The organism is Bradyrhizobium sp. cf659 (genome assembly GCF_900113725.1).
Lineage (GTDB): Bacteria > Pseudomonadota > Alphaproteobacteria > Rhizobiales > Xanthobacteraceae > Bradyrhizobium.
Window position 1 is genome coordinate 81,588 of sequence record NZ_FOQJ01000007.1, and the last position, 22,444, is coordinate 104,031.

Here is a 22,444-nt window from a genome sequence, read left to right on the forward strand (position 1 = left end):
AACGATATTTCCGGCCAGAGCAAGACCGCTCCCCGAATTTGGAGGACGACAATGTCTGGACTGCACCACGTCACCGCGATCGCCGGCGACCCCATCAGGAATTTCGGCTTTTACACCCGGGATCTCGGCCTGCGCTTCGTCAAGAAGACGGTCAATTTCGACGATCCCGGCACCTATCACTTCTATTATGGCGACGAGACCGGCCGCCCCGGCACCATCCTGACCTTCTTCCCCTGGGCCGGCGTGCCGGCCGGGCGCCGCGGCGTCGGCGAGACCCATCAGACCGCCTTCCGCGTGCCGCAGCGCTCGCTCGGCTACTGGACGCAGCGCTTCACCGAGAAGGGCATTCCTTACGAGGCGCTGGAGAAGCGCTTCGGCGAGTCCGTGCTGCCGTTCACCGATCCCGATGGCATGGCGCTCGCGCTCGTCGGCATTCCCGGTGCCGAGAACGAGCCGGGCTGGAGCAATGGCGACGTGCCGGCCGAGCATGCGATTCGCGGCTTCCACGGCGTGACCTTGCTGCTCGACAGCGCGGCGAAGACGGCAGCCGTCCTCACCGACGTGTTCGGCTTCAAGGAGACGGGACGCGAAGGCTCGGTGATCCGCTTCAAGGCGCCGGGCGATGTCGAGGGCAGCGTCGTCGACATCTATGAGGCCAAGGGCTTTCTGCGCGGCCATCAGGGCGGCGGCTCGGTGCACCACATCGCCTTCCGCGCGGCTGACGATGCCGAGCAGGGTAAGATGGCGCAAAAGCTCGTGAGCAATCACGGCCTGCATCCGACCGAGCAGAGGGACCGCAACTACTTCCGCTCGATCTACTTCCGCGAACCCGGTGGCGTGCTGTTCGAGATCGCGACCGATATCCCCGGCTTCGCTGTCGACGAACCCGTGGCGACGCTGGGACGCGACCTGAAGCTGCCGAGCTTCCTCGAACAACACCGCAAGCAGATCGAAGGCGTATTGCCGAGCCTGGAAGAGAGCGTGTCATGACCGAGAGTGCATTCATCCATCGCTTCGAGCCCGCGACCAGCGCGGGCTCGGCCCCGCTCCTGCTGCTGCACGGCACCGGCGGCGACGAGAACGACCTGCTCGGGCTCGGCAAGATGATCTCGCCCGGCTCGGCCCTGCTCTCGCCGCGCGGCCGCGTGCTCGAGCACGGCATGCCGCGCTTCTTCCGCCGCCTCGCCGAAGGGGTGTTCGACGAGGACGACGTGCGCCGGCGTGCACGCGAGCTCGGCGACTTCGTCAGCGAGGCGCGGCAGCGCTACGGCATCGCCGCGCCGGTTGCTGTCGGCTTCTCCAACGGCGCCAACATCGCAGCCGCGCTGTTGCTGCTGCAGCCGGACGTGCTCGCAGGCGCGATCCTGCTGCGCGCCATGGTGCCGCTGTCGGATCCGCCCAAGGCGGAGCTCAGCGGCAAGCCGGTCCTGCTCCTGTCCGGGCAGGCCGATCCGATCGTGCCGGCCAGCAACTCGGCACGGCTCGCTGCGCTGCTGTCGCAGGCAGGTGCCGGCGTGACTCACAAGGTCCTGCCGGCGGGCCATCAATTGTCGCAAGCCGACGTGACGCTCGCCCGCGACTGGATCGTCAACGTCGCCGCGGAAGCGGCCTGATCCCAAGACACGGCGCGCCGCCAATCCGCGGCGCGCCGTTTCGAAATCCGGCGAGCGACCTTCCGCCGCATCTGCGCAATCGGGCACCACCCTGCCGGAAATTTCCGCTTGCCCGTTTCCGCGTCAGGCTTAGAATTTGGGACAAGGTTCCGGAATTTGGAACTGCCTTGGACCGACCTTCATGAGCGCCCTGACCAACGCGATCGAGATCCTGCGCTGCTTTTCCAGCGCGCGGCCGGATCTGTCGTTCGCGGACGTGATGGCGCTGACGGGCAAGCCGAAGAGCTCGACCTCGCGGCTGCTGCGGTCCTTGCGCGACTGCGGCCTGCTCGAGCAGGACCCGCACACCCGCCGCTACCGGCCGGGTCTCCTCACCTTCGAGCTCGGCCGGCTGCACCGCGCTCATGACGATCTCATCAGCATGGCCGAGCGCGAGCTGCGCGAGGTCTGCGCCCGCACCGGGCACACCGGCTACATCGCCGTGCTCGACGGCTACGAGCAGGTCGTGCTCAGGATCGTGCCGGGCTCGAATCCCCTGCGCGTCGTCAATCCGCCGGGCCAGCGCACGCCGGCGCTCGCCACCTCCAACGGCCGCGCCATGCTCGCCCGCCTCACCGACGAGGATATTCGCGCGCGCGTGCCCGCGACCTATCCGAAGCTGCCGCGCAACTCGCCGCAGAACTTCAAGCAGTTGATGGCGCGCATGGACGAGATCCGCCGCACCGGCGTGTCCGAGGCCGCCGATGAATCGATCGAAGGCGTGGGCTCGCAAGGTTTTGCGCTGAAGAGCGGCGAGACCGGCGAGATGATCGGAATCGCGGTGTCCTACTCGGTGCAGGCGACCACCGCCGCAGAGCGCGCCAATGTCCGCCGCGAGCTGGCGGCGATGGCCGCAAAACTGCGGCGCATGACCGGCGATCCGCTCGATCAGGATACAGCGCGCGTCCAGACGGGGACGCGATGAGCAGCGCCGCGCCCCAGCGTCCCAACGGCCTTGCGCTCTTCATTCTGCCGAGCGCGCTGCTGTTTGCCCTGTTCTTCTTCCTGCCGATCGGGCTGATGGCGCTGATGAGCGTGCTCACCGGAAATCCGGTGGTGGCGCCGAAGGTCGCCTTCACCACGCGTCACTACGCCCGCATGATCGACGATCCCTTTTATCTCGAGGTGATCTGGACCACGATCCGGATCGGGCTCGTAACCACGCTGGTCGCGCTCGCGATCGGCTATCCGCTGGCGCACTGGATGGCGCGCATCAAGAGCCGCACCGGGCACGCGCTGCTGCTGATGGCGGTGCTGGCGCCGATGCTGACCGGCATCGTGGTGCGCACCTTCGCCTGGATGACGCTGCTCTCCGACAAGGGCGTGGTCAATCAGACGCTGATGTCGCTCGGCGTCATCAGCCAGCCGCTCAAGCTGATGTACACCGAGACCGGCATCGTGGTCGGCCTCGTCCACATCTACGTGCCCTTCATGGTTCTGACGCTGACCGGCGTGATCGGCCGCATCGACGAGCGGCTGGAGCAGGCCGCGGAAAATCTCGGCGCAAGCCCCTTGCGCGCCTTCCTTGAGGTGACACTGCCCTTGAGCCTGCCCGGCATTCTCGCCGGTTCGCTGCTCGTCTTCGCGCTGGCGATCAGCGCCTATGTCACGCCGATCTTGCTCGGCGGCTTCCAGATCATGACGCTGCCGATCCTGATCTACCAGCAGATCTCCGCGAACTTCAACGTCGGCTTCGCCGCCGCGCTCGGCATCGTCCTGCTGATGATCTCGCTCGGGCTCGTCGTCGCCTATAACCGCGCGCTCGGCCTCGTCTCCGGCCAGCGCGAATTGCAGTGAGGCCGACGATGCACACCACCGCTTCGCACGGCCCCTCGCTCGCGGCGGCCCGGCAGGCGGCTCCCGCGCGGACGGCGGGAAGCGTCAGGCATTACGGCCGCTATCTCTATCTCGCCGTCAACATCGCCATCCTCATCTTCCTGCTGGCACCGATCGCGATCGTCGTCGTGTTCGCCCTGAACCCGACGCCCTTCATCCAGTTTCCCCCGGTCGGCGTGTCCTTGCGCTGGTTCGAGAAGTTCTTCGCCTCGCGCGATTTCATGCATGCGCTCGGCTTCAGTCTCGAAGTCGCGGTCCTCACCACCGTATCGGCAACGATCCTCGGCGCCTCCGCAGCGCTTGCGCTCGCGCGCGGCAATCTGCCGGGCACGCGGCTGATCGTGGCGACGATGCTCTCCCCCCTTATGCTGCCGGCGATCCTGACGGGCCTTGCGCTGTTCCAGACCTATGTGCTGCTCGATGTGGGACGTCCGACCTGGGGCCTCGTCGCCGGCCATACGCTGGTGACGCTGCCTTACGTGGTGCGCACCACGCTCGCCGTGCTGCATAATTTCGACACGCGCCTGGAGGAAGCGGCACAGAACCTCGGCGCAAGTCCCTTGCGCACCTTCTTCGAGGTGACGCTGCCGCTGATCAAGCCGGGCGTGCTGGCGGGCGCGATCTTCGCCTTCATCGTCTCCTTCGACCAGTTTCCGGTGTCGCTGTTCCTGGTCAGCCCGGGCAACGAGACGCTGCCGGTCACGCTGTTCAACTATCTCAAGTTCGATCTGGACGGCACGATTGGGGCTGCTTCCGTGGTCTCGATCGTCCTCGCCTTTGTCGTCGTCATCGGGCTCGACCGCACGGTCGGCCTACGCTCCTACGTCAAATTGTAACCGCTCATTACACCCGAAGGAATCGAGACATGATGAAAGCTCTGGGATCCTCACGGCTCAGCCGCCGCCGCTTTCTGACCGCGAGCGCCTCGCTCGGCATCGGCACGATCGCCGCGCCCTATGTCGCGCGCGCCGACGATCCGACGCTGCGCATCACCGGCTGGGGCGGCAAGTGGGGCGAGATCATGAAGGCCGAGATCGGCCCCGCCTTCGAGAGCGAATTCAAGTGCAAGCTCCAGACCGATTCCGCTTTCCCTTATCTGCCGAAGCTCCAGGCGAGCTCGCGCTCCGCGCCGATCTACGACGTGCTGCACACCAATTCCAACGAGCAGTGGGCGGCGGCCGAGATGGGCCTGGTCGAGCCGAAGATCGATCCCGAGCTCGTGCCGAACCTCGCCGACGTCTATCCCTACGCCGTCAGCGACAAGATCGTCGGCGTCTCGATCTTCACCAGCGCCATCGGGCTCGGCCTGCGCACCGACAAGGGCTATGGCAACATCACCTCCTGGAAGGAGCTGTGGGACGCGAAATACAACGGCGTCCGCGGCGGCTACGTCATTCCCGTCAACAGCCTCGGCCAGGCCTTCCTGATGATGTGCGGCACGCTGTTCGGCAAGGGCCAGACCGACCTCGATGCGGCCTATGCCGCGCTTGAGAAGCTCAAGCCGATCAAGATCGTCGATTTCACCGGCGCGATGGAGAAGATGCTGCTGTCGGGCGAAGTCGGCCTCTGTGTCATCCACGATTCCGGCATCTACCGCTATGACGGGCAGAACCAGCCGACCGACTTCGTCTCGCCAAGCGAAGGCGTGCTGTCGCTGGAGCAGGTCCTGACCATCACCCCCGGCAGCAAGATGAAGGAGCTTGCCAACGCCTACGTCAACTACATGCTGCGCCCCGAGGTGCAGAAGCGCCTTGCGGAAACCGTGTGGTACTCGCCGGCCAACAAGAAGGTGAAGCTCGACGCCAAGTATGACGCCAAGCTGCTGACCACGCCGGAAAAGGTCTCGAAGCTGATCCAGGTCGACTGGAAGTGGTACAACGAGCGCAAGGACGAGATCGACCAGCGCGTCAACCGGATCTTCCGCGCATGAGCGCGTCGATCGAGATCGCCGGCGTCAGCAAGGTCTATGACGGCGGCGTGCGCGCGGTGGACGCGGTCGCCATGGACATCAGGCAGGGCGAGTTCTTCTCCCTGCTCGGCCCGTCCGGCTGCGGCAAGACCACGACGCTGCGCATGATCGCCGGCTTCGAGACGCCGAGCGCGGGCGCGATCCGCGTCGACGGCGCCGACATCACCCATGTGCCCGCGCACAAGCGCGACATGGGCATGGTGTTCCAGAACTACGCGCTGTTTCCCCATCGCACCGTCGCCGAGAACGTCGCTTTCGGCCTGCGCATGCGCGGGCTCGACAAGGCGACCATCGCGGCCAAGGTGAAGGCGGCGCTCGCCATGGTCGAGCTGTCCGGCCTCGAGGACCGCCGCCCCGCCCAGCTCTCCGGCGGCCAGCAGCAGCGCGTGGCGCTCGCCCGCGCCATCGTGATCGCGCCGCGCGTCCTGCTCTGCGACGAGCCGCTCGGCGCGCTCGACAAGAAGCTGCGCCAGCAGATGCAATTCGAGCTCAAGCAGCTCCAGAAGAAGCTCGGCCTGACCCTGGTCTTCGTCACCCACGACCAGGAAGAGGCGCTGGCGATGTCCGACCGCATCGCCGTGATGAACGGCGGCCGCGTCGAGCAGGTCGGTACGCCGACGGAGATCTACAACCAGCCCACGACGCGCTTCGTCGCCGACTTCATCGGCGACACCAACATCTTTCGCGGCGAACGCAAGACGACGAGCACCGTCGCCTCGGCGCTCGACGTCGGCAAGGGCCTGATCCTGGCGCTGCCGCCCACCGAGGCGCAAGGCACCGGCGTTCTCTCGGTGGCGCTGCGCCCCGAAAAGATTCGTCTCACCCCGCGCGCTGACGCCGCCCCCGCAGCCGGCAGCTCCGCCCACGGCATCGTCGAGAACACCAACTTCCTCGGCGGCGCCGTGCTCTACCGCATCACGCTCGAGGGCGGCCATCGCGTCCTCGTGCAACAGCCCAATGCAGGCACGAGCCGCCTGTTCGTTCCCGGCAACGGTGTCACGCTCGACTGGACGCCGGCCGATCTCGTCGTCTTGAAGGACTAGACATGAACATGCCATTGAAGCACCAGCGCATCGGAGTGGTCGTGATCGGCCAGAGCCCGCGCCCGACCGTTGCGTCGGAAATCGCCGCCGTGCTGTCGCCCGGCATCGAGATCGAGCTGCGCGGCGCGCTCGACGGCATGAGCCGCGCCGAGATCGACGCCATTCCGCCGATGGACGGATACGACACGCTGTTCACGCTGCTGCCGAACGGCGACGGCGTCACCATCAGCAAGAAGGAGGTCGAGCGCCGCGCGAGCCAGCAGATCACCCGCTTCAAGCACGAGGGCGTCGGCGTGACGCTGATGGCGTGCACCGGCAAATTCCCCAATCTCGCGGCCGACGGCCTCGTCATCCTGCCCTCGGCCATCCTGCATAATCTCGTCGAGGCCGTGCTGCCGAAGGGCCGGCTCGGCGTTTTCTCGCCGCTGCCTGAGCAGACCACGCTGATCGACAAGAAATGGCAGCGCGACGGCGTCGAAGTCGTCGGCATCACGCTGCGTCCCGGCTCGAGCGATGCCGTCGTCGATGAAGCCGCACGCACGATGGCGGACCTCGAGCCCGATCTCGTGGTGATGGATTGCATCAGCTACACCAGCGCCAACAAGGCGCGTGTGCGCACGGCCTATCCCGGCCCCGTGATCCTCGGCATTGCCGCCGCGGCCCGCATCGTCGAGGAGCTGGTGTCGTGAGCAAGGTGGAATTGAAGACGATCAGCCTCGAGGAGATCGAGGCGCTTGCGGTCGGCGCCTGGATTCTCGGCACCGGCGGCGGCGGCAGCCCCTATCTCGGCCTGCTCAATCTGCGCCGGCTCTATGCCGAAGGGCACCGCGTGCAATTGATGTCGCCGCTCGACCTCGACGACGAAGACTGGGTCGCGGTGGTCTCCAACATGGGCGCGCCGCTGGTCGGACAGGAGCGCCTCGCCGACAGCCGCAACATCGCGCGTGCCGTGCGAATGCAGGAGGAGATCAACAGCATCAAGTTCCGCGCCGTGATGTCGGTCGAGATCGGCGGCGGCAACGGCGTGCAGGCGCTGATGGCAGCCGCCCATCTGGGTATCCCCGTGGTCGACGCCGACTGCATGGGCCGCGCCTTCCCCGAGGCCCAGATGACCTCGGTCGCGATCGGGGACCTGCGTCCCTATCCCTGCACCCTCTACGATCCCCGCGGCATCGAGGCCGTCGTCACCAAGGTGCCGAGCTGGAAGTGGATGGAGCGGGCAAGCCGCAAGATCTGCGTCGAGATGGGCTCGATCGCGTCCACCAGCAAGGCGCCGCGCACGGGGCGCGAGGTGAAGGACTGGGGCATCCACTTCACCACCACCAAGGCGATCCGCATCGGCCGCGCCGTGCAGGAGGCAAATCGTCGTCACGAGGATCCGATCGCCGCGCTGCTTTCGACCGAAGGCGGCAAGAAGCTGTTCACCGGCAAGATCATCGACGTGGCCCGGCGCACGACGGAAGGATTTTTGCGCGGCTCGGCCATGATCGAGGGCAGCGATGCGGATCGCGGCAGCCGCCTGGTGCTCTCGTTCCAGAACGAATGGATCGTGGCCTGGCGCGGCACGGAAGCGATCGCGACGTCGCCCGACCTGATCTGCGTGCTCGACAGCGTCAACGGCCACGGCGTCGGCACCGAGACCGTGCGCTACGGCCAGCGTGTCACCGTCGTGGCCCTGCCGGCGCCGGCCGTGCTGACGAGTCCGCGGGGCCTCGAATTCGTCGGCCCCCGCGCCTTCGGCTACGACCTCGACTACCATTCTCTCTTCGCGCCCGCAGAGGCTGGAGCTTAAGATCCCATGAAGCGTATTGGCATCGATGTCGGCGGCACCAACACGGACGCCGTGCTGATCGTCGACGAGAAGGTCGTCCATTCCGTCAAGCGTCCGACCACCGCCGACGTCACCTCGGGCATTCTCGACGCGCTCAAGGCGCTGCGTGCCGAGCCGGCCGCCGCGATCAAGGTCGATGCGGTCGTGATCGGCACCACGCATTTCATCAATGCGGTGGTGCAGCGCCGTCACGTGCAGAAGATCGGCGCGATCCGCATCGGCATGCCCGCGAGCGCCTCGCTGCCGCCGTTCTGCGACTGGCCGGCGGATCTCGCCGCGCTCGTCAACGGCGAAATCTTCATGCTGGAGGGCGGTCACGATTATGACGGCCGCCCGTTCATGCCGCTCGACACCGCCGGGCTGAAGGAAGCCGCGCGAAAAATTAGGGACAAGGGTCTGCGCTCGGTCGCGGTGTGCTCGAGCTTCTCCCCGCTCGATCCCTCCTGCGAGACGACAGCGCGGGATATTCTCGCGGACATCTGTCCTGATGTCGCGGTGACACTGTCGCACGATCTCGGCCGCATCGGCCTGCTCGAGCGCGAGAATGCCGCGCTCCTCAATGCCTCCCTGCACGATCTCGCGGTCACCACGGTTGCGGCCTTCCGCAAGGCGATCGCCGACAGCGGCATCGATGCACCGCTGTTCCTGACCCAAAACGACGGCACCGTGATGCAGGCCGAAATCGCCACCGCCTTCCCGGTGATGAGCTTTGCCTCCGGCGCCACCAATTCCATGCGCGGCGCCGCGCATCTGTCCGGCCTCGACGATGCCATGGTCGTCGATGTCGGCGGTACCACGAGCGACATCGGCCAGCTTCGTCACGGCTTCCCGCGCGAGGCCAATGCCGTGGTCGAGGTCGGCGGCGTGCGCACGCTGTTCCGGATGCCCGATCTGCTGTCGATCGGGCTCGGCGGCGGCAGCCATGTCGACGAGGACCCGGTTCGCGTCGGTCCGCTCAGCGTCGGCTACCGCCTGACGACGGATGCGCTTGTGTTCGGCGGATCGCGCCTCACCGCCACCGACATTGCGGTTGCGGCCGGCCTGATCGACATCGGCGACCGCTCGCGCGTCGCCAAGCTGCCGAAGCGCCTGATCGAGGCGGCGCTGCGCGATGCCTGGCGCAAGCTGGAGGAGGACATCGACCGCATGAAGACCGAAGCCGGCGACGTGCCGCTGCTCGCGGTCGGCGGCGGCGCCTTCCTGGTGCCGGACCGCCTGCCCGGCATCTCCGAGATCGTGCGCGTGCCGCACGGCGACTGCGCCAACGCGGTGGGCGCTGCGATCGCGCAGGTCAGCGGCGAAGCCGACCAGGTGTTCCGCGATCTCAGCCGCGAGGATGCGATCGCCGCCGCGCGCGATATCGCAGCCGACCGCGCCGTCCAGGCTGGCGCCGCGCGCGACAGCCTCAAGACCGTCGACGTCGAGGACATGCCGATCGCGTATCTACCCGGCAACGCGCTGCGTGTGCGCGTGCGTGTTGCGGGAGCGATCGCCGATCCGGATCTGCCGGCGGCGGCGTAAGCGCCTCCCGGGCATGACGACCCTCGCGAAATAAAAAGCGCGAAAACAACCCCATGCACAGTAGCCGGGGATAGTGGAATCAACGGCTTACGCGGGCAAGCCACGAGGCGGAGACGGACCCCTCACCCAAGTGAGCCCGTGTCTACCGGCGTCGCTGCCCTGTCCCACAAGAGGGAGGGGCGCAGCAACGGGCATCCGCGCCGTTTGACCCGTCGGGCAAAACAGGGGTATATTGCCATTATTCCGAAATCGTCAAAATCTCATCTTCCTTCTCCCCTTGTGGGAGAAGGTGGCGCGAAGCGCCGGATGAGGGGTTCTCTCCGCGAATTCATCGCGCGAGATTCGTGTGCGGAGACAGACCCCTCACCCAAGCGAGTCCGCATCTACGAGCGGAGCCGCCCTCTCCCACAAGGGGAGAGGGCACAGCGACGGGCCGCTTCGCGCCTCGAACGACGAGGGTGCTCTCGCTCTCCCACTCCCAATACCAGGCCGAGAAATCGTTCTCGAACTGCGGGACTTCCTTACAGATCGGCGCCCCTTCGACGTTCGCTCGCATCGGTACGCTGCGAAAGTCTCGATGCACTGAAGAATTCGCGCACTGACAAGCTGCTTCATTTTTCCCTGGGGCGCTGCGACTTTTCGCTTCTCGCCGCCTGCGAGGTTCGGCTTGCGGGGGCCTCAAAGACCGCAATACGGCGATCGAGTTGCCATAGCTCGACGTCGTTGACATCAACCAGTTGCGCAGCACGTTCTCGTGCTTCCTGCTCGTCGGCACACTGCAATTTCGCTACGCTTATAACGTGGTGGTGCTGATCCAAAAGGAGAGCTCGGTAGTGCGCCATCTCCACACCTCCCAACGCCCGCGTTTATCGGATCATCACCTCAATCCTTTAATCAGCGTTCTCCAGCCGAACGCATCGTTCGCCGTCAGCAGCAAAGCGCCAAGCGTTGCCAAGTAGGACGGCAGTTCGCAATCGGGACGCGCGTTCATATTGCCGACAAACGAGGCGACCGCGTTCTTGAGATCGCCTCGGTCCAGATGATCGAAGGCCCGTTGCTTGCAACGCTCGACATATTTATCGCGCGCCAGCTCAATTAACAGGGAACGTTCCATTTCGTCTCCCCCAACCGATGACTGTTCTTCAATCGTTGGGGAATTGGAACGGACCCGGCTTTTTCCGTCTGTTCGAAAAGCGACAAACGGATCTCTTTTGCTCGCAAGTGTGGGAATTGAGATACAGACCGCTCGTTGATCACAACGCAGCGCCGCAGCTTGGGCGGCCGGATCGGAGTTGAACCGGATCGTCACCTTCGAAAGCTTGATCGCCGCGGCGTTGCGGTAGTCGGCCCGTTTGTTGAGCGTGATCGAGGAGCCCTTGGCCCAGGCGCCAAGTTGGTACGGCCCTGTCCCGACCGACTGCGCGACGTTGGTCGCCGTGCCCCTCGCTCGCGACACGCCCTCGCGGGACTATTTGCGCAACATTAGCCCCGACGACACCGAGACACACAGTGGGAAGCCGAGAACTTGAAATAAAAAGTGAAAAGAAGAGCGGGGATATTCCTCAAAGCTGACTTGATTTCTCTCTCCGCTCGCTTTCCTGGCGCAACTAATTGATGAGTAAGCAGTGATGACTGATCAGCAATTAGCCCTGGAAGCGATTAGCGACGCGCAACTCATACTGGAAGAATACCTTCAGCCCTGCCCCAAGGATAACGCGCTTATCCTTGAAAAGTTGGTGGAAGTCCTCGAACGGCCTGCCTTGATCGTTGCCGTAAGTCGATTGCAGCAACAGGCCAATTGAGCGCGCCCATGAGCAAACCGCTTCAATCGCTTGCTTTAACCGTTTGCATTGCTGCATCGCTCGAAACGACCAGCGTGCATGCCAAGCAACAATGCAGCACCGCAATGCCGCCAAATCCGCAAGGGCAATGGTGGTCCTATCGTCTCATCGACGGACGAAAATGCTGGTACGCGGGTAAGGCCATGCTGTCGAAAGCATTGCTGGAATGGCCTTTGGAGCGGTCCCCCAAACTCGGTGCTCGCGGAGAAGCGACAGGCATTGTCATAGCTGGCAAGCCCGGCAATCTCCTGGATGCACGAGCGTTGGCACTGAAAGAGGGCCCTGACACTTTTGAAGAGCGATGGCGTGCCAGGATCATCTCCAGCTCAAACACAGGGCATGACTGACCGATACCAACGACCTAAGCGATCCTGCATCCCGCTTATCGTTGGCGAGGACTCTCGACCGCCTGTTCGCGGCCGTGCGCTTGGTTACATCATGCAATCACGCGCCTGAGTTCGTCCAGAACAACGCCCCTCCGCAACTCGTGCGCGGCAGCCGTCAAATGAGTGCCTACGATCAGACCGAGCCGCCTTAAAGTCAGGAGAGCGAAGGGGTCACACAGCTCGATAGAAAGTCCGGCTCCCAATATCGCAAGGGCGCGTTGCTCATCCGCGTCGAGATCAGTCCACAAGATGCCTTCCATCAACGCGCCTAAAAATTGTCCCCAAGGGTATCTCAAAACCCAAACGCGTGCCTGATCTGCCGCAGCATGATTATGGCCGCGTCGGTGTACCGACCGTTGGTTAGGTATCGATCCACTTGCGCTGTGCTAATCAGCGCCACAACTGCCACCGCAAAGCCCTTAAACATTGGCCTCTCCTGAAAGAGACCGCCAACCGGGCGTGTCGAAATATTTAAGCGTTCTTAGAATGCGCTGCCGCGTATGGCGACGAGCTATATGCAAATGGTGCCAGTGACGGGTAACCAGTTCCTTAACGAGCGCGATGTTGAGCACGCTCCTCATCCCGTCATCCTGAGGCGCGAGTTCGGCAGCGCGACTGCGCTGCCGGGCGAGCCTCGAAGGATGGACGGCCGCGATGCGGCCGAACTCGCGCTCACTCCTTGCACCTGGGCGCTCCCGCGCGCCTGCGGGCAAATTGGCTCACCGATTTCCAATCCGAACGAATGAGCGCCTCCTTCTTGGCGCGACTCCATCCTTTCAGTTGCCGCTCGGCCGCAATGCCATCGGTGATCCGATCGAAATACTGCGACCACGCGAGAACGACCGGGCGTCTCGAATAGGTGTATCCCTGATAGACACCGGCATTGTGCTCGTCGACGCGCCTCGACACATCCTCGCCGGTAGCGCTCCCGATGTAGAACGAGCCGTCCGCGCAGCGCAGCATGTAGACGTAGATGCCCACGACATCATCCTTCGAGGCTCCCCGCGCGATGCTGCGCACCGCGCGGCTCGCACCTCAGGATGACGGCCGCGTGCTTGTTGTCAATGCGTGACGATGCAACTTTTGAGTGCGCAGCTGCTATTACTTCGTTTTGTGCGCTTCGGGGCGACAGACCTTCTCACCCCGTCATCCTTCGAGGGCCGCTGAAGAAGCGGCCACCTCCAGCGACAACGGCTTCGCCGTTGCGCGGGGGTAACGGTGTTAGATCTGCATTCAGGCGCTAAGGCCGCGTGCCCCCGCTCCCCTACTCCCAATACCAGGCCGAGAAATCGTTCTCGAACTGCGGGACTTCCTTCCAGACGCCCTTCAGCTTCTTGTTGGTGACAGTCGGCCATTGCGGCTGGAACAGGTAGGCGGAGACGGCGTCGGTCGCCAGCATGCGCTGGGCGTCGCCGAGCAGTTTTGCGCGGGCGGCTTCATCCGGGGTCGACACGATCTGCTTGTAGAGCGCGTTGAACGCCTCGTTGTTGTAGCCGAGATAGTAATCCGGCTCGGTGATCTTGACGAGGTCGAACGGCTCGACATGGCTGACGATGGTGAGGTCGAAATTATGCGGACCATTGGGCGCGAACACCTGCGACAGCCATTGCGCCCATTCGACGTTCTCGATCTTGGCGACGATGCCGACCTTGGCGAGCAGGGCTGCGACGATCTCGCCGCCCTGCCGCGCATAGGGCGGCGGCGGCAGCTTCAGCGACAGCTCGAGCGGCGTGGTGACGCCTGCCTCAGCCAGAAGCTTCTTGGCCTTCTCGGGATCGTAGGGGTTGATGCCGGTGGTGTCGACGTAACCGAGCGATCCCGGCGTGTAGAAGCTGCCGATCGGCGTGCCGAACCCCTCGACGGCGCCGTCGATCAATGCCTTGCGGTCGATCGCAGCGAGGATGGCGCGGCGAACGCGGACATCGTCGAGCGGCTTCTTCCGCTCGTTGATCGCAACGATGGTCTTGGCCCTGGAACCGCCGATCAGCACCGTGAAGCGCGGATCAGACTTGAATTGAGCAACGACGCGGGTCGCGATACGCGGAAACGCGTCCACATCATTCGAGAGCAGCGCCGCGGCCTGGGCGGCCGGATCGGAGATGAAGCGGATCGTCACCTTCGACAGCTTGATCGCCGCGGCGTTGCGGTAGTCCGCCCATTTGTTGAGCGTCATCGAGGAGCCCTTGGCCCAGGCGCCGAGCTGATACGGCCCGGTCCCGACCGGCTGCGTGACGTTGGTCGCCGCGCTCTTCGGCTCGACGATCGAGCCGCTCGCCTGCCCAAGGAGGAACGGCAGGTTCGGCTCGGAATATTTCACCGTGATCACGACGGTGTCGGCGTCGGGCGTCTCGACCTTCTCGAAAGCCTGGAACAGGCTCTTGTCCTTGTTGGTGCTGGTCGCCGCGGCGTTGCGCTCGAACGAGAACTTCACCGCCGCGGAATCGAACGGCTCGCCATTGTGGAATTTGACGCCCTTGCGCAGCTTGAAGGTGTAGGTCTTCAGGTCAGGTGACGCGGTCCAGCTCTCCGCCAGCAGCGGCGAGCTGGTGCCGTCCTCGTTGATCTTGGTGAGCGTCTCGTAGATGTTGTAGAGCGTGACCTCGGCGATCGCGGCCGCCGCCGCGTTGGTCGGATCGAGCCCCGGCGGCTCCAGCGTCATCGCCATGACGACGCTGTCCTTCTTGCTTTGTGCCAGCACCGGCAGCGGCGCCGCGACAAACGCGGCAGTGAGTGCGACGATGGATAGTTTCCTGAACATGCGTAACTCCCCTGCCTTCTCAATTCCCAGTCTACGCCAATCCTGCGCCCGAGACTAACCCTCCGCGGCCGCTTGCGGCAACGCCATCACGGCTTCCGCCTTGTGGCAGGCGGCGAGATGCGCCCCGCCCACCTTGCGTAGCTCAGGCAGGGCCTCGCGGCAATGCTGGTCGGCGAGCGCACATCGCGCGACATAAGGACACCCCGCGGCGGCCACCGATTGCGAGGCGATCGCCTGCGCCCCGCGCCGGCGCCGGCCACCGCCGGCGCGCGCCCGCGGCACGGCATCCAGCAGCGCCCGCGTATAGGGATGGGCGCAGCGCTCGAACAGATCGTCCGGCCGCCCCTGCTCGACGATCCGGCCGAGATACATCACCGCGACCTCGTCGCAGAGATAGTCGACGACGGCGAGGTCATGGCTGATCAGGATATAGCTCAGCCCGAACTGCTCCTGGAGGTCCTGCATCAGGTTCAGGACCTGGGCCTGCACGGAGACGTCGAGCGCGGAGACCGGCTCGTCGGCGACGATCAGCTTCGGCTGGGTGATCAGCGCGCGGGCGATCGCGATGCGCTGGCGCTGGCCGCCGGAGAATTCGTGCGGATATTTGTCCATGTCGGCATCGCGCAAGCCGACCTGGCGCAGTACCGCGGCGACGCGTTCCCGGAACGTGGTGCGATCAGCGCCGTCCAGCACGGTCAGGGGTTCGGCGACGATGCGGGCGATGGTCTGGCGCGGATCGAGCGAGCCGTAAGGGTCCTGGAACACCATCTGGAAATCGCGGCGCGCGCGGCGCAGCTCGTCGGCCGGGAGGCGGTTGAGGTCGCGGCCGAGCAGCGCGACCTGCCCCGATGTCGGCCGCTCCAGCGCCATCACCACCCGCGCGAAGGTGGACTTGCCCGAGCCGGACTCGCCGACGATGCCGAGGCTCTTGCCGGCCTGGACCCGCACGCTCACGCCGTTGAGCGCGCGCACCTGCCCGGGCGGACGGAACAGGCTCTCGCGCGGCAGCGTGTAGCGCTGCTCGAGATCCCTGACGTCGAGAAGAGGCGCGGTGCTCATGCGGACAGCGCTCCGACGTTCTCGGCCATGGAGACATCGGTGCGCACGCAGCGCACGACGTGACCGGGGCCGACTTCGACCATCGGCGGCAGCGCGGCGCGGCACCGATCGATCACGAGCGGACATCGTTCGGAGAAAGTGCAGCCGGCCGGAAGATCCGCAAGCTCCGGCACGGTGCCCGAGATCGTTGTCAGCCGCGTCCCCTTGCGGGCGCCGAGCTTCGGACGGGCGCGGAACAGGCCTTGCGTGTAGGGATGGCCCATGCGGCGGAACACCTCGTCGGTCGGCCCGCTCTCGACGACGGTGCCGCCATACATCACCATCATGCGCTGCACGTTCTCGGCGATGACGCCGAGATCGTGCGAGATCAGGATCATCGACATGCCGCGCTCCTCGACGAGATCGGCGATGAGGTCGAGGATCTGGCCCTGGATGGTGACGTCGAGCGCGGTGGTCGGCTCGTCCGCGATCAACAGGTCCGGCTCGCAGGCGAGCGCCATCGCAATGGTGATGCGCTGGCGCTGGCCGCCGGAGAACTGGTGCGGATAGGCATCGACGCGCCGTGCCGGATCGGGCAGCCCGACGCGATCGAGCAAGGCAATCGTCTCTCTCCGCGCCTGCGACGCCGAGAAATTCTTGTGACGCCGCAGCGGCTCGGCGACCTGGTGGCCGATCGTGTGCATCGGATTGAGCGCGGTCATCGGCTCCTGGAAGATCATGCTGATGCGGTTGCCGCGCAGGCGGCAGTAATCCGCATCCGCAAGCCCGGCGAGCTCGCTGCCATCGAGCTTGATGCTGCCGGTGACGGCGGCGCTGTCCGGCAACAGGCCCATCAGGGACATCGCAGTGACCGACTTGCCGCAGCCGGATTCGCCGACGAGGCCGAGCGTCTCGCCGCGCTTCAGGGCGAAGCTGACGCCACGCACGGCCTGCGCCGGGCCGCGGCTGGTGTTGAGGCGGACGCCGAGATTGGCGACCTCGATCAGCGGCATGGTGGAGCGCTCAGCCATCGTCATCGCTCCCGCGCCAGTCGTGGGTCGAGCAGATCGCGCAAGCCGTCGCCGAGCAAATTGAGGCCGAGCACGGCGACCGCGATGGCGGCGCCCGGATAGACGGCGAGCATCGGCGACTGGAACAGCAAGGTCTGCGCATCGTTCAGCATCCGGCCCCAGGACGGCTGCGGCGGCTGCGTGCCGAGGCCGAGATAGGACAGTGCGGCCTCCGCGAGAATGGCGAGCGCGAACTGGATCGTCGCCTGCACGATCAGGATCGACAGGATGTTGGGCAGCACGTGCTCGATGGTGATGCGGAACTTGCCCTTCCCCGAGGCGCGCGCGGCCAGCACGAATTCGCGCGCCCAGATCGCGTTGGCCGAGCCGCGCGTCAGCCGGGTCAGCGTCGGGATCTGGAAAATGCCGATCGCGACGATCGAGGTCACCATGCCCGGCCCCACGACCGCGGCGAGCATGATCGCGGAGAGCACGGCCGGAAAGGCGAAGGTGAAGTCGGAGAAGCGCATGATGATCTCTTCGGTCCAGCCGCGCCGCGCCGAGGCGATCAGGCCCAGACAAACGCCGAAGGTGAGACCGATGCTGACCGCGATGATGCCGACCATGATGGTGGAGCGGGCGCCGGCGAGCAGCAGCGAGACGATGTCACGGCCGAAGGAATCGGTGCCGAGCCAGTGCGCCGCCGACGGCGGCCGGAGCTTCGCGGCGATGTCGATCTCGTAGGGCGACCAGGGCGTCCAGACCAGCGACAGCAGCGCCGAGACGAGCACCAGCAGGCTCAGCGCGCCGCCGAGGACGAAGCTGCGATGGCGCAGCGCCCGGCGCCAGAACGTGCGCGCGGGCAGCGGGCGCGTTGCGACCGGCACATCCATCGAGTTGGTCAGGGGCGCGCTCACAGGTCGTGCACCTTGATGCGGGGATCGATGAAGGCATAGAGCACGTCGACCACGAAATTGACGATGACGACCATGGTCGCGAGCAGCATCACGCAATTGCGCACCACGATCAGGTCGCGGTTGGCGATCGACTGGAAGATCAGGCGGCCGAGGCCCGGCAGGTAGAACACGTTCTCGATCACGATGGTGCCGGCGAGCAGATTGGCGAATTGCAGCCCCATCACCGTCATCACGGGGATCATGGCGTTGCGCAGCACGTGGCGCCACAGCACCTCGCGCTTGCCGAGGCCCTTTGCGCGCGCGGTGCGGACGAAATCCTCGCGCAGCACTTCGAGCACGGCCGAGCGCGTGACGCGGGCGAGGATCGCGGCCTGCACCACCGCGAGCGAGATTGCCGGCAGCAGCAGCGACTTGACCCCCAGCCAGATGCCGTCCTCCCAGCCGGCGAAACCGCCCGCCGAGAGCCATTGCAGCCGCACCGAGAACAAGAGGACCAGCAGGATCGCGAACCAGAAATTCGGCAGCGCGATGCCGACCTGCGTCAGCGACATCACGCCGACATCGCCGAGCTTGTTGTGGTTGGCGGCGGTGTAGATGCCGGCCGAGAGCGCCAGCGTCACCGTGATCGACATGGCCATGATCGCGAGCGGAATGGTCAGCACCAGCCGCTCCGCGATCAGGCTGGCGACCGGCGTGCCGTAGACATAGCTGTTGCCGAGATCGCCGACGAGCAGGCCCTTGATCCATTGCAGATAGCGAACCGCCAGCGGCTGGTCGAGCCCAAGCTTGACGGTGAGCGCGCGGACCGCGTCCGGCGAGGCGTCGGCACCCATCAGCATCTGCGCGGCGTTGCCGGGAAGCGCATCCAGCACCAGGAAAATGATCAGCGATGCGCCGACCAGCGTCGCCAGCAAGGTCAACAGGCGTCGGAGGACAAATACGCTCATGCGCTCACGAGCTCCGATGACGTCCCGGCGAAGGCCAGGACCCCCGAGCGAGCGCTTCGCGCTCGTCGCGATAACCCCAGGGAGCGGTTTGGCGAAGACTGGTCGTTCGGTACTGACACCGCCCGTCACCGATAAATTCCGCGGTATGGGTCCTGGCTTTCGCCAGGACGACACCGAGGGGGTTGCGGGCGCCATGCCGCATTGGGACAAATACGCTCATGCGCGCTCGGTTTCGGGGCTCATCCGCGGCACGATCAACATGTCCGGACGGCGGACGCAAGTCCTTTGCGCGCAAGTGGCTTGCTGCATGCGCATGTCGTCATTCCGGCCGGCGGGACAGGAGGTCGGCGGAGGCCTCGAACAGCGCGCTCACGCGCAGCAATTCCGCATCGCGCCGGAAGCGGCCGACGAGCTGAAGCCCGATCGGCAGGCCATCGCGGCCGAAGCCTGAGGGAAGGCTGACGGCGGGATGCCCGGTCATGTTGAACGGCATGGTCCAGGGGAACCAGTTCGGCCGGACGCTGTCGAAATGCGCCCCGTCGATCTCGATGGTGCCGAACAAATCCTGCTTGATCGGCAGCGCGGTGCGCGTGAGGGTCGGCATCGCCAGGAAGTGCCCGCGCGCAAGCAGCGATTGCACGCGGCGGAACAGCGCGGTACGCGCGAACATCGCCTCCTGGTAGTCGACGCCGCTGACCTCGGTGGCGAGCGCGAGCTGCTTGAGGAAGGCCTCGCTCAGCTCCTCCTTGTGCTCGGCCGCGAGCTTGGCAAAGCGCGTGCGCCAGACAGTGTGGTTGATGGCGCGCCAGATCGGCTCGATGTCGAAACCCTCGCCGGAGAACTCCTCGAGCTCGGCGCCGAGCCCGGCCAGCCGGTCGAGGCTCGCCCTGAAGCTGGCCGCGACCTCGGCGGACACCGGACGGCCCGGCGGCGTCAGGCAGTACAGGATCCTTTGCCCGCGCAGATCGCCGCGCGGGGCGGCGGTGCCGACGAAATCGGGCACCGGAACGCCGATCGACCAGGGATCGCAGGCATCCTCGCCGGCCATCGCCTGCATCATCAGCGCGGTGTCGGCGACGGTGCGGGTGGTCGGCGTGACGTAGGTCTGGTTGCCGAACACGTCCAGCGCCTGGCTGTGCGGAATGACGCCGTTGCTCTGCTTCAGCCCGACCACGCCGTTGCAGGCGGCGGGAATTCGCGTCGAGCCGCCGCCGTCGGTCGCGATCGCGAGCGGCGCGATGCCGCTGGCAACGGCGACCGCCGCGCCGCCGCTGGAGCCGCCCGAAGACCGGCAGGCGTCCCACGCATTTCGGGTGCGGCCGAACAGCGGTGAATCCGTCAGGCACTTGCTGCCAAATTCGGGCGTCGTGGTCTTGCCGATCAGGATCGCGCCTTCCGCGCGCAGCCGCGCCACCGCCACCGCGTCCTCGGCCGGCACGTTGTCCTTGTAGGGAACGGCGCCGAAGGTGGTCTTCACGCCCTTGGTGTTGACGATATCCTTGACGGTAACGGGGATGCCATGCAGCAGGCCGAGCGGCTCGCCGGCCATCATCTTGCGCTCGGCGGCGCGCGCCGCCGCCATCGCCTCGTCGCCGCAGATCGTGATGAAGCAGTTCAACTGGGGCTGGAGCGCCTCGGCGCGCGCGAGCACGGCCCGGGTGATCTCGACGGGCGAGATCCGCTTGCCGGCGATGAGGCCGCGCAGCTCGGTTGCGGACAGCAGGCAGGGATCGCCGTTCATCGTCACATCACGCTCCGAAGCCGGCCCCCGTTGGCCAGCCATTGACAGCGAGAATGACAGTTTTGTTAACTCGCCGTCCAATACCATTTTGGTCGTCAACCCATACGTTTTCGGTATGCCAATGGATCTTCGCCGGCTCCGCTATTTCGTCGCCGTCGCCGAGGCGCGCAGCGTCGGCAAGGCCGCCGAACGGCTGCGCATGGCGCAGCCGCCGCTCTCGGTCCAGATCCGCAAGCTAGAAGCCGAGATCGGCGCGCCGCTGTTCCGCCGCGGCACGCGCGGCATGGACCTGACCGAGGCGGGCCAGGCGCTGCTGGCGCGCGCCAGCGAGGCGCTGGCGCTTGCGGCCGACGGCGCTGAAGCTGCGCGTGCGGTTGCATCGGGGCGGCGCGGCCGGCTGTCGGTCGGCTACATGTTCGTGCTGGCCAATGCGGTGCTGCCGCGCCTGATCCCGGAGCTGCGGCGGTCGATTCCCGGCGTCGACCTCGACTTCGCCGAGCTCAGCGCCTCGACGCGCGAGGTGCGGCTGCTCGACCGCAGCGTCACGGTCGCGCTGTGCATGCCGGCGATCCATCACCCTGAGATCCAGGTGGCGCGGGTCGGCGCGCAACCGTTCATGCTGGCGATGCCGATCCGCTCGCCGCTCGCCCGTCTCAGTGCCGTGCCGATGGCGAAATTGCAGGGCCGCCCACTGATCGCGCTGCCGCGGCCGGACCAGGACCCCGCCTCTTCCATGGTCGCGGCCCTGCTGCGGCGGCATCAAATCGTGATGCCGATCGCGAGCCGGGTGGAGACGGTGCATTCGGCGATGAGCCTGGTTCTCGCCGGTGAAGGGCTCGCCATCCTGCCGGCCTGCGCCAAGCTCGGCGCCCCGCACGGCATCGTGTTCCGGCCGCTGCGCGATGCGACCGACTCCATCGACATCGCGGTGTGCTGGCGGCGGGACTCGCACAGCCCGCTGATCCGCACCTTCCTCAAATGCGCCGAAAAGGTCGTCGCGCCGCTGTGACGGGCTACAAGGGCCAGGCGATCTCATGGCTCCAGGGCGGATCGGCGCCCGGGCGGGTGCAGGTGAGACCGGCGCAATTGGCGGCAAAGGACAGCGCGCGGCCGAGCTCGTCGATACTGATGGCCTTCAGCTGCTGCCGCGCCAGCCGCCCCTGCTTGTGCAGGGCGAACAGCAGCGCCGCCTGAAAGCTGTCGCCGGCGCCGATGGTGTCGGCGACCTCGACCTTGGGCGCTGCGACCTCGATCTGCCCTGCCCTCGCGTGCCACGCAATCGCGCCATTGTTGCCGAGGGTGATGACGACGAGGCTTGTGCCCTGCCCGAGCAGCATGCTCGCGCGCTGCTGATACGGCTCTTCGCCGTAGAGGTAGGCGAAGTCGACGTCCGACATCTTGATGAGGTCGGCGCTCCCCGCGAACTCGGCCGTGCGCGCGAGATAGGCCGGCTTGTCCTTGACGAGGTTGGGGCGGCAGTTCGGATCAAAGGAGATCGTCGACGACATCCGCGCGTCCGCGATCAGGGCCTTCGTTTCGGCCGCGCCTTGATCGTTGACCAGCGTGGTCGAGCCGACATGGAGGGCCTCAACGTCCGCGAAGGGAATCGACCCGCGCCGGTAGGTCCAGTTCCGCGTCGCGGTTTCGGCATCATAGAAGGCGTAATGCGACTCGCCGGCGACGATGCGAACGAAAGCGAGCGTGGTCTGGTGATCGCTGCGAGTGGCAAGGCCGAGCTCGACATGCGAGGCGGTTGCGTGCTCCGCGATCATGCGGCCGAACAGGTCGGTCGAGATGCCGCCGACGAAGCCGGTCGGTGCGCCCAAGCGCGCCATGCCGATCGCGACGTTGAGGCAGGAGCCGCCGACCGCGGGCATTACCGCCTCGCGTCCGTCCGCGTTTCGCGTCGGCACGAAATCGATCAGCGCATCGCCGCAGGATATCAGCATTCGTT

Annotated in this window: 22 protein-coding genes and 1 pseudogene; 13 read left to right on the forward strand and 10 right to left on the reverse strand. The window is 65.9% G+C overall.

The annotated features are described in order from the left end of the window. The first annotated feature begins 51 nt into the window (after window positions 1-51). The 10 genes from BM118_RS26125 to BM118_RS26170 all read left to right on the forward strand — a co-directional run bounded on the left by BM118_RS26125 (window position 52) and on the right by BM118_RS26170 (window position 9,852). The gene (locus BM118_RS26125) at window positions 52-990 is read left to right on the forward strand and encodes a ring-cleaving dioxygenase (protein ID WP_092188722.1); all 939 of its coding nucleotides are present in this window, start codon (window positions 52-54) and stop codon (window positions 988-990) included. Then, a complete protein-coding gene (locus BM118_RS26130) occupies window positions 987-1,613 on the forward strand; it encodes an alpha/beta hydrolase (protein ID WP_092188724.1) in 627 nt (208 codons plus the stop codon). The genes BM118_RS26125 and BM118_RS26130 overlap by 4 nt, the downstream gene beginning before the upstream one ends. A gap of 181 nt (window positions 1,614-1,794) precedes the next feature. Then, window positions 1,795-2,577, forward strand: a complete 783-nt coding sequence (locus tag BM118_RS26135) for an IclR family transcriptional regulator (RefSeq protein ID WP_092188726.1) — start codon at window positions 1,795-1,797, stop codon at window positions 2,575-2,577. Continuing rightward, on the forward strand, window positions 2,574-3,449 hold the full coding sequence (locus tag BM118_RS26140) for an ABC transporter permease (RefSeq protein WP_092188728.1): 876 nt from the start codon (window positions 2,574-2,576) through the stop codon (window positions 3,447-3,449). Before BM118_RS26135 ends, BM118_RS26140 begins: the two co-directional genes overlap by 4 nt. 8 nt (window positions 3,450-3,457) lie before the next feature. Then, window positions 3,458-4,324 (forward strand): ABC transporter permease, encoded by an 867-nt coding sequence (locus BM118_RS26145; RefSeq protein ID WP_177234699.1) that lies wholly within the window; start codon window positions 3,458-3,460, stop codon window positions 4,322-4,324. Between the two features lie 29 nt (window positions 4,325-4,353). After that, a complete protein-coding gene (locus tag BM118_RS26150) occupies window positions 4,354-5,418 on the forward strand; it encodes an extracellular solute-binding protein (protein WP_092188732.1) in 1,065 nt (354 codons plus the stop codon). After that, the gene (locus BM118_RS26155; RefSeq protein ID WP_177234700.1) at window positions 5,415-6,500 is read left to right on the forward strand and encodes an ABC transporter ATP-binding protein; all 1,086 of its coding nucleotides are present in this window, start codon (window positions 5,415-5,417) and stop codon (window positions 6,498-6,500) included. The genes BM118_RS26150 and BM118_RS26155 overlap by 4 nt, the downstream gene beginning before the upstream one ends. A 2-nt stretch (window positions 6,501-6,502) precedes the next feature. After that, complete coding sequence (locus tag BM118_RS26160) at window positions 6,503-7,189, forward strand: AroM family protein (RefSeq protein ID WP_092188736.1); 687 nt, start codon at window positions 6,503-6,505, stop codon at window positions 7,187-7,189. Next, on the forward strand, window positions 7,186-8,292 hold the full coding sequence (locus tag BM118_RS26165) for a DUF917 domain-containing protein (protein WP_092188738.1): 1,107 nt from the start codon (window positions 7,186-7,188) through the stop codon (window positions 8,290-8,292). The genes BM118_RS26160 and BM118_RS26165 overlap by 4 nt, the downstream gene beginning before the upstream one ends. A gap of 6 nt (window positions 8,293-8,298) precedes the next feature. Then, window positions 8,299-9,852 (forward strand): hydantoinase/oxoprolinase N-terminal domain-containing protein, encoded by a 1,554-nt coding sequence (locus tag BM118_RS26170; protein ID WP_092188740.1) that lies wholly within the window; start codon window positions 8,299-8,301, stop codon window positions 9,850-9,852. Between the two features lie 611 nt (window positions 9,853-10,463). Here BM118_RS26170 and BM118_RS26175 read toward each other — a convergent pair. Continuing rightward, entirely contained in the window at window positions 10,464-10,694 is a 231-nt protein-coding gene (locus tag BM118_RS26175; RefSeq protein WP_092188742.1) for a hypothetical protein, read from the reverse strand. A gap of 419 nt (window positions 10,695-11,113) precedes the next feature. Continuing rightward, a pseudogene (locus BM118_RS41720) lies at window positions 11,114-11,296 on the reverse strand (ABC transporter substrate-binding protein); the annotation flags it as partial. Window positions 11,297-11,480: 184 nt separating this feature from the next. Between BM118_RS41720 and BM118_RS41725 the strand changes: the two are divergent. Together BM118_RS41725 and BM118_RS26195 are read left to right on the forward strand one after the other, a co-directional pair. After that, window positions 11,481-11,654 (forward strand): hypothetical protein, encoded by a 174-nt coding sequence (locus tag BM118_RS41725; protein ID WP_177234701.1) that lies wholly within the window; start codon window positions 11,481-11,483, stop codon window positions 11,652-11,654. An 8-nt stretch (window positions 11,655-11,662) separates the two neighbouring features. Beyond that, window positions 11,663-12,040, forward strand: coding sequence for a hypothetical protein (locus tag BM118_RS26195; RefSeq protein ID WP_092189141.1), 378 nt, complete (start codon window positions 11,663-11,665; stop codon window positions 12,038-12,040). Window positions 12,041-12,751: 711 nt separating this feature from the next. Here BM118_RS26195 and BM118_RS26205 read toward each other — a convergent pair. The 7 genes from BM118_RS26205 to BM118_RS26235 all read right to left on the reverse strand — a co-directional run bounded on the left by BM118_RS26205 (window position 12,752) and on the right by BM118_RS26235 (window position 20,490). Then, window positions 12,752-13,060, reverse strand: a complete 309-nt coding sequence (locus BM118_RS26205; protein WP_092189143.1) for a GIY-YIG nuclease family protein — start codon at window positions 13,058-13,060, stop codon at window positions 12,752-12,754. A gap of 283 nt (window positions 13,061-13,343) precedes the next feature. Further along, window positions 13,344-14,837, reverse strand: coding sequence for an ABC transporter substrate-binding protein (locus BM118_RS26210; RefSeq protein ID WP_092188750.1), 1,494 nt, complete (start codon window positions 14,835-14,837; stop codon window positions 13,344-13,346). Window positions 14,838-14,891: 54 nt separating this feature from the next. After that, the gene (locus BM118_RS26215) at window positions 14,892-15,896 is read right to left on the reverse strand and encodes an ABC transporter ATP-binding protein (RefSeq protein WP_092188753.1); all 1,005 of its coding nucleotides are present in this window, start codon (window positions 15,894-15,896) and stop codon (window positions 14,892-14,894) included. After that, window positions 15,893-16,906 carry an ABC transporter ATP-binding protein gene (locus tag BM118_RS26220; protein WP_177234702.1) on the reverse strand — a complete coding sequence of 338 codons (1,014 nt, stop codon included), beginning with the start codon at window positions 16,904-16,906 and terminating at the stop codon, window positions 15,893-15,895. Before BM118_RS26220 ends, BM118_RS26215 begins: the two co-directional genes overlap by 4 nt. 2 nt (window positions 16,907-16,908) lie before the next feature. Next, window positions 16,909-17,802: an ABC transporter permease gene (locus tag BM118_RS26225; RefSeq protein WP_092188757.1), complete on the reverse strand. Its 894-nt coding sequence runs from the start codon at window positions 17,800-17,802 to the stop codon at window positions 16,909-16,911. Next, window positions 17,799-18,749 (reverse strand): ABC transporter permease, encoded by a 951-nt coding sequence (locus tag BM118_RS26230; RefSeq protein WP_092188759.1) that lies wholly within the window; start codon window positions 18,747-18,749, stop codon window positions 17,799-17,801. The genes BM118_RS26225 and BM118_RS26230 overlap by 4 nt, the downstream gene beginning before the upstream one ends. 319 nt (window positions 18,750-19,068) lie before the next feature. Then, window positions 19,069-20,490 carry an amidase gene (locus BM118_RS26235; protein WP_177234738.1) on the reverse strand — a complete coding sequence of 474 codons (1,422 nt, stop codon included), beginning with the start codon at window positions 20,488-20,490 and terminating at the stop codon, window positions 19,069-19,071. 121 nt (window positions 20,491-20,611) lie between these two features. On the opposite strand from BM118_RS26235, the gene BM118_RS26240 reads away from it, so the two are divergent. Further along, window positions 20,612-21,499, forward strand: a complete 888-nt coding sequence (locus BM118_RS26240) for a LysR family transcriptional regulator (protein ID WP_092188764.1) — start codon at window positions 20,612-20,614, stop codon at window positions 21,497-21,499. A gap of 4 nt (window positions 21,500-21,503) precedes the next feature. Here BM118_RS26240 and BM118_RS26245 read toward each other — a convergent pair whose 3' ends face one another. Beyond that, complete coding sequence (locus BM118_RS26245; protein WP_092188766.1) at window positions 21,504-22,439, reverse strand: carbohydrate kinase family protein; 936 nt, start codon at window positions 22,437-22,439, stop codon at window positions 21,504-21,506. Between the last annotated feature and the right edge of the window lie 5 nt (window positions 22,440-22,444).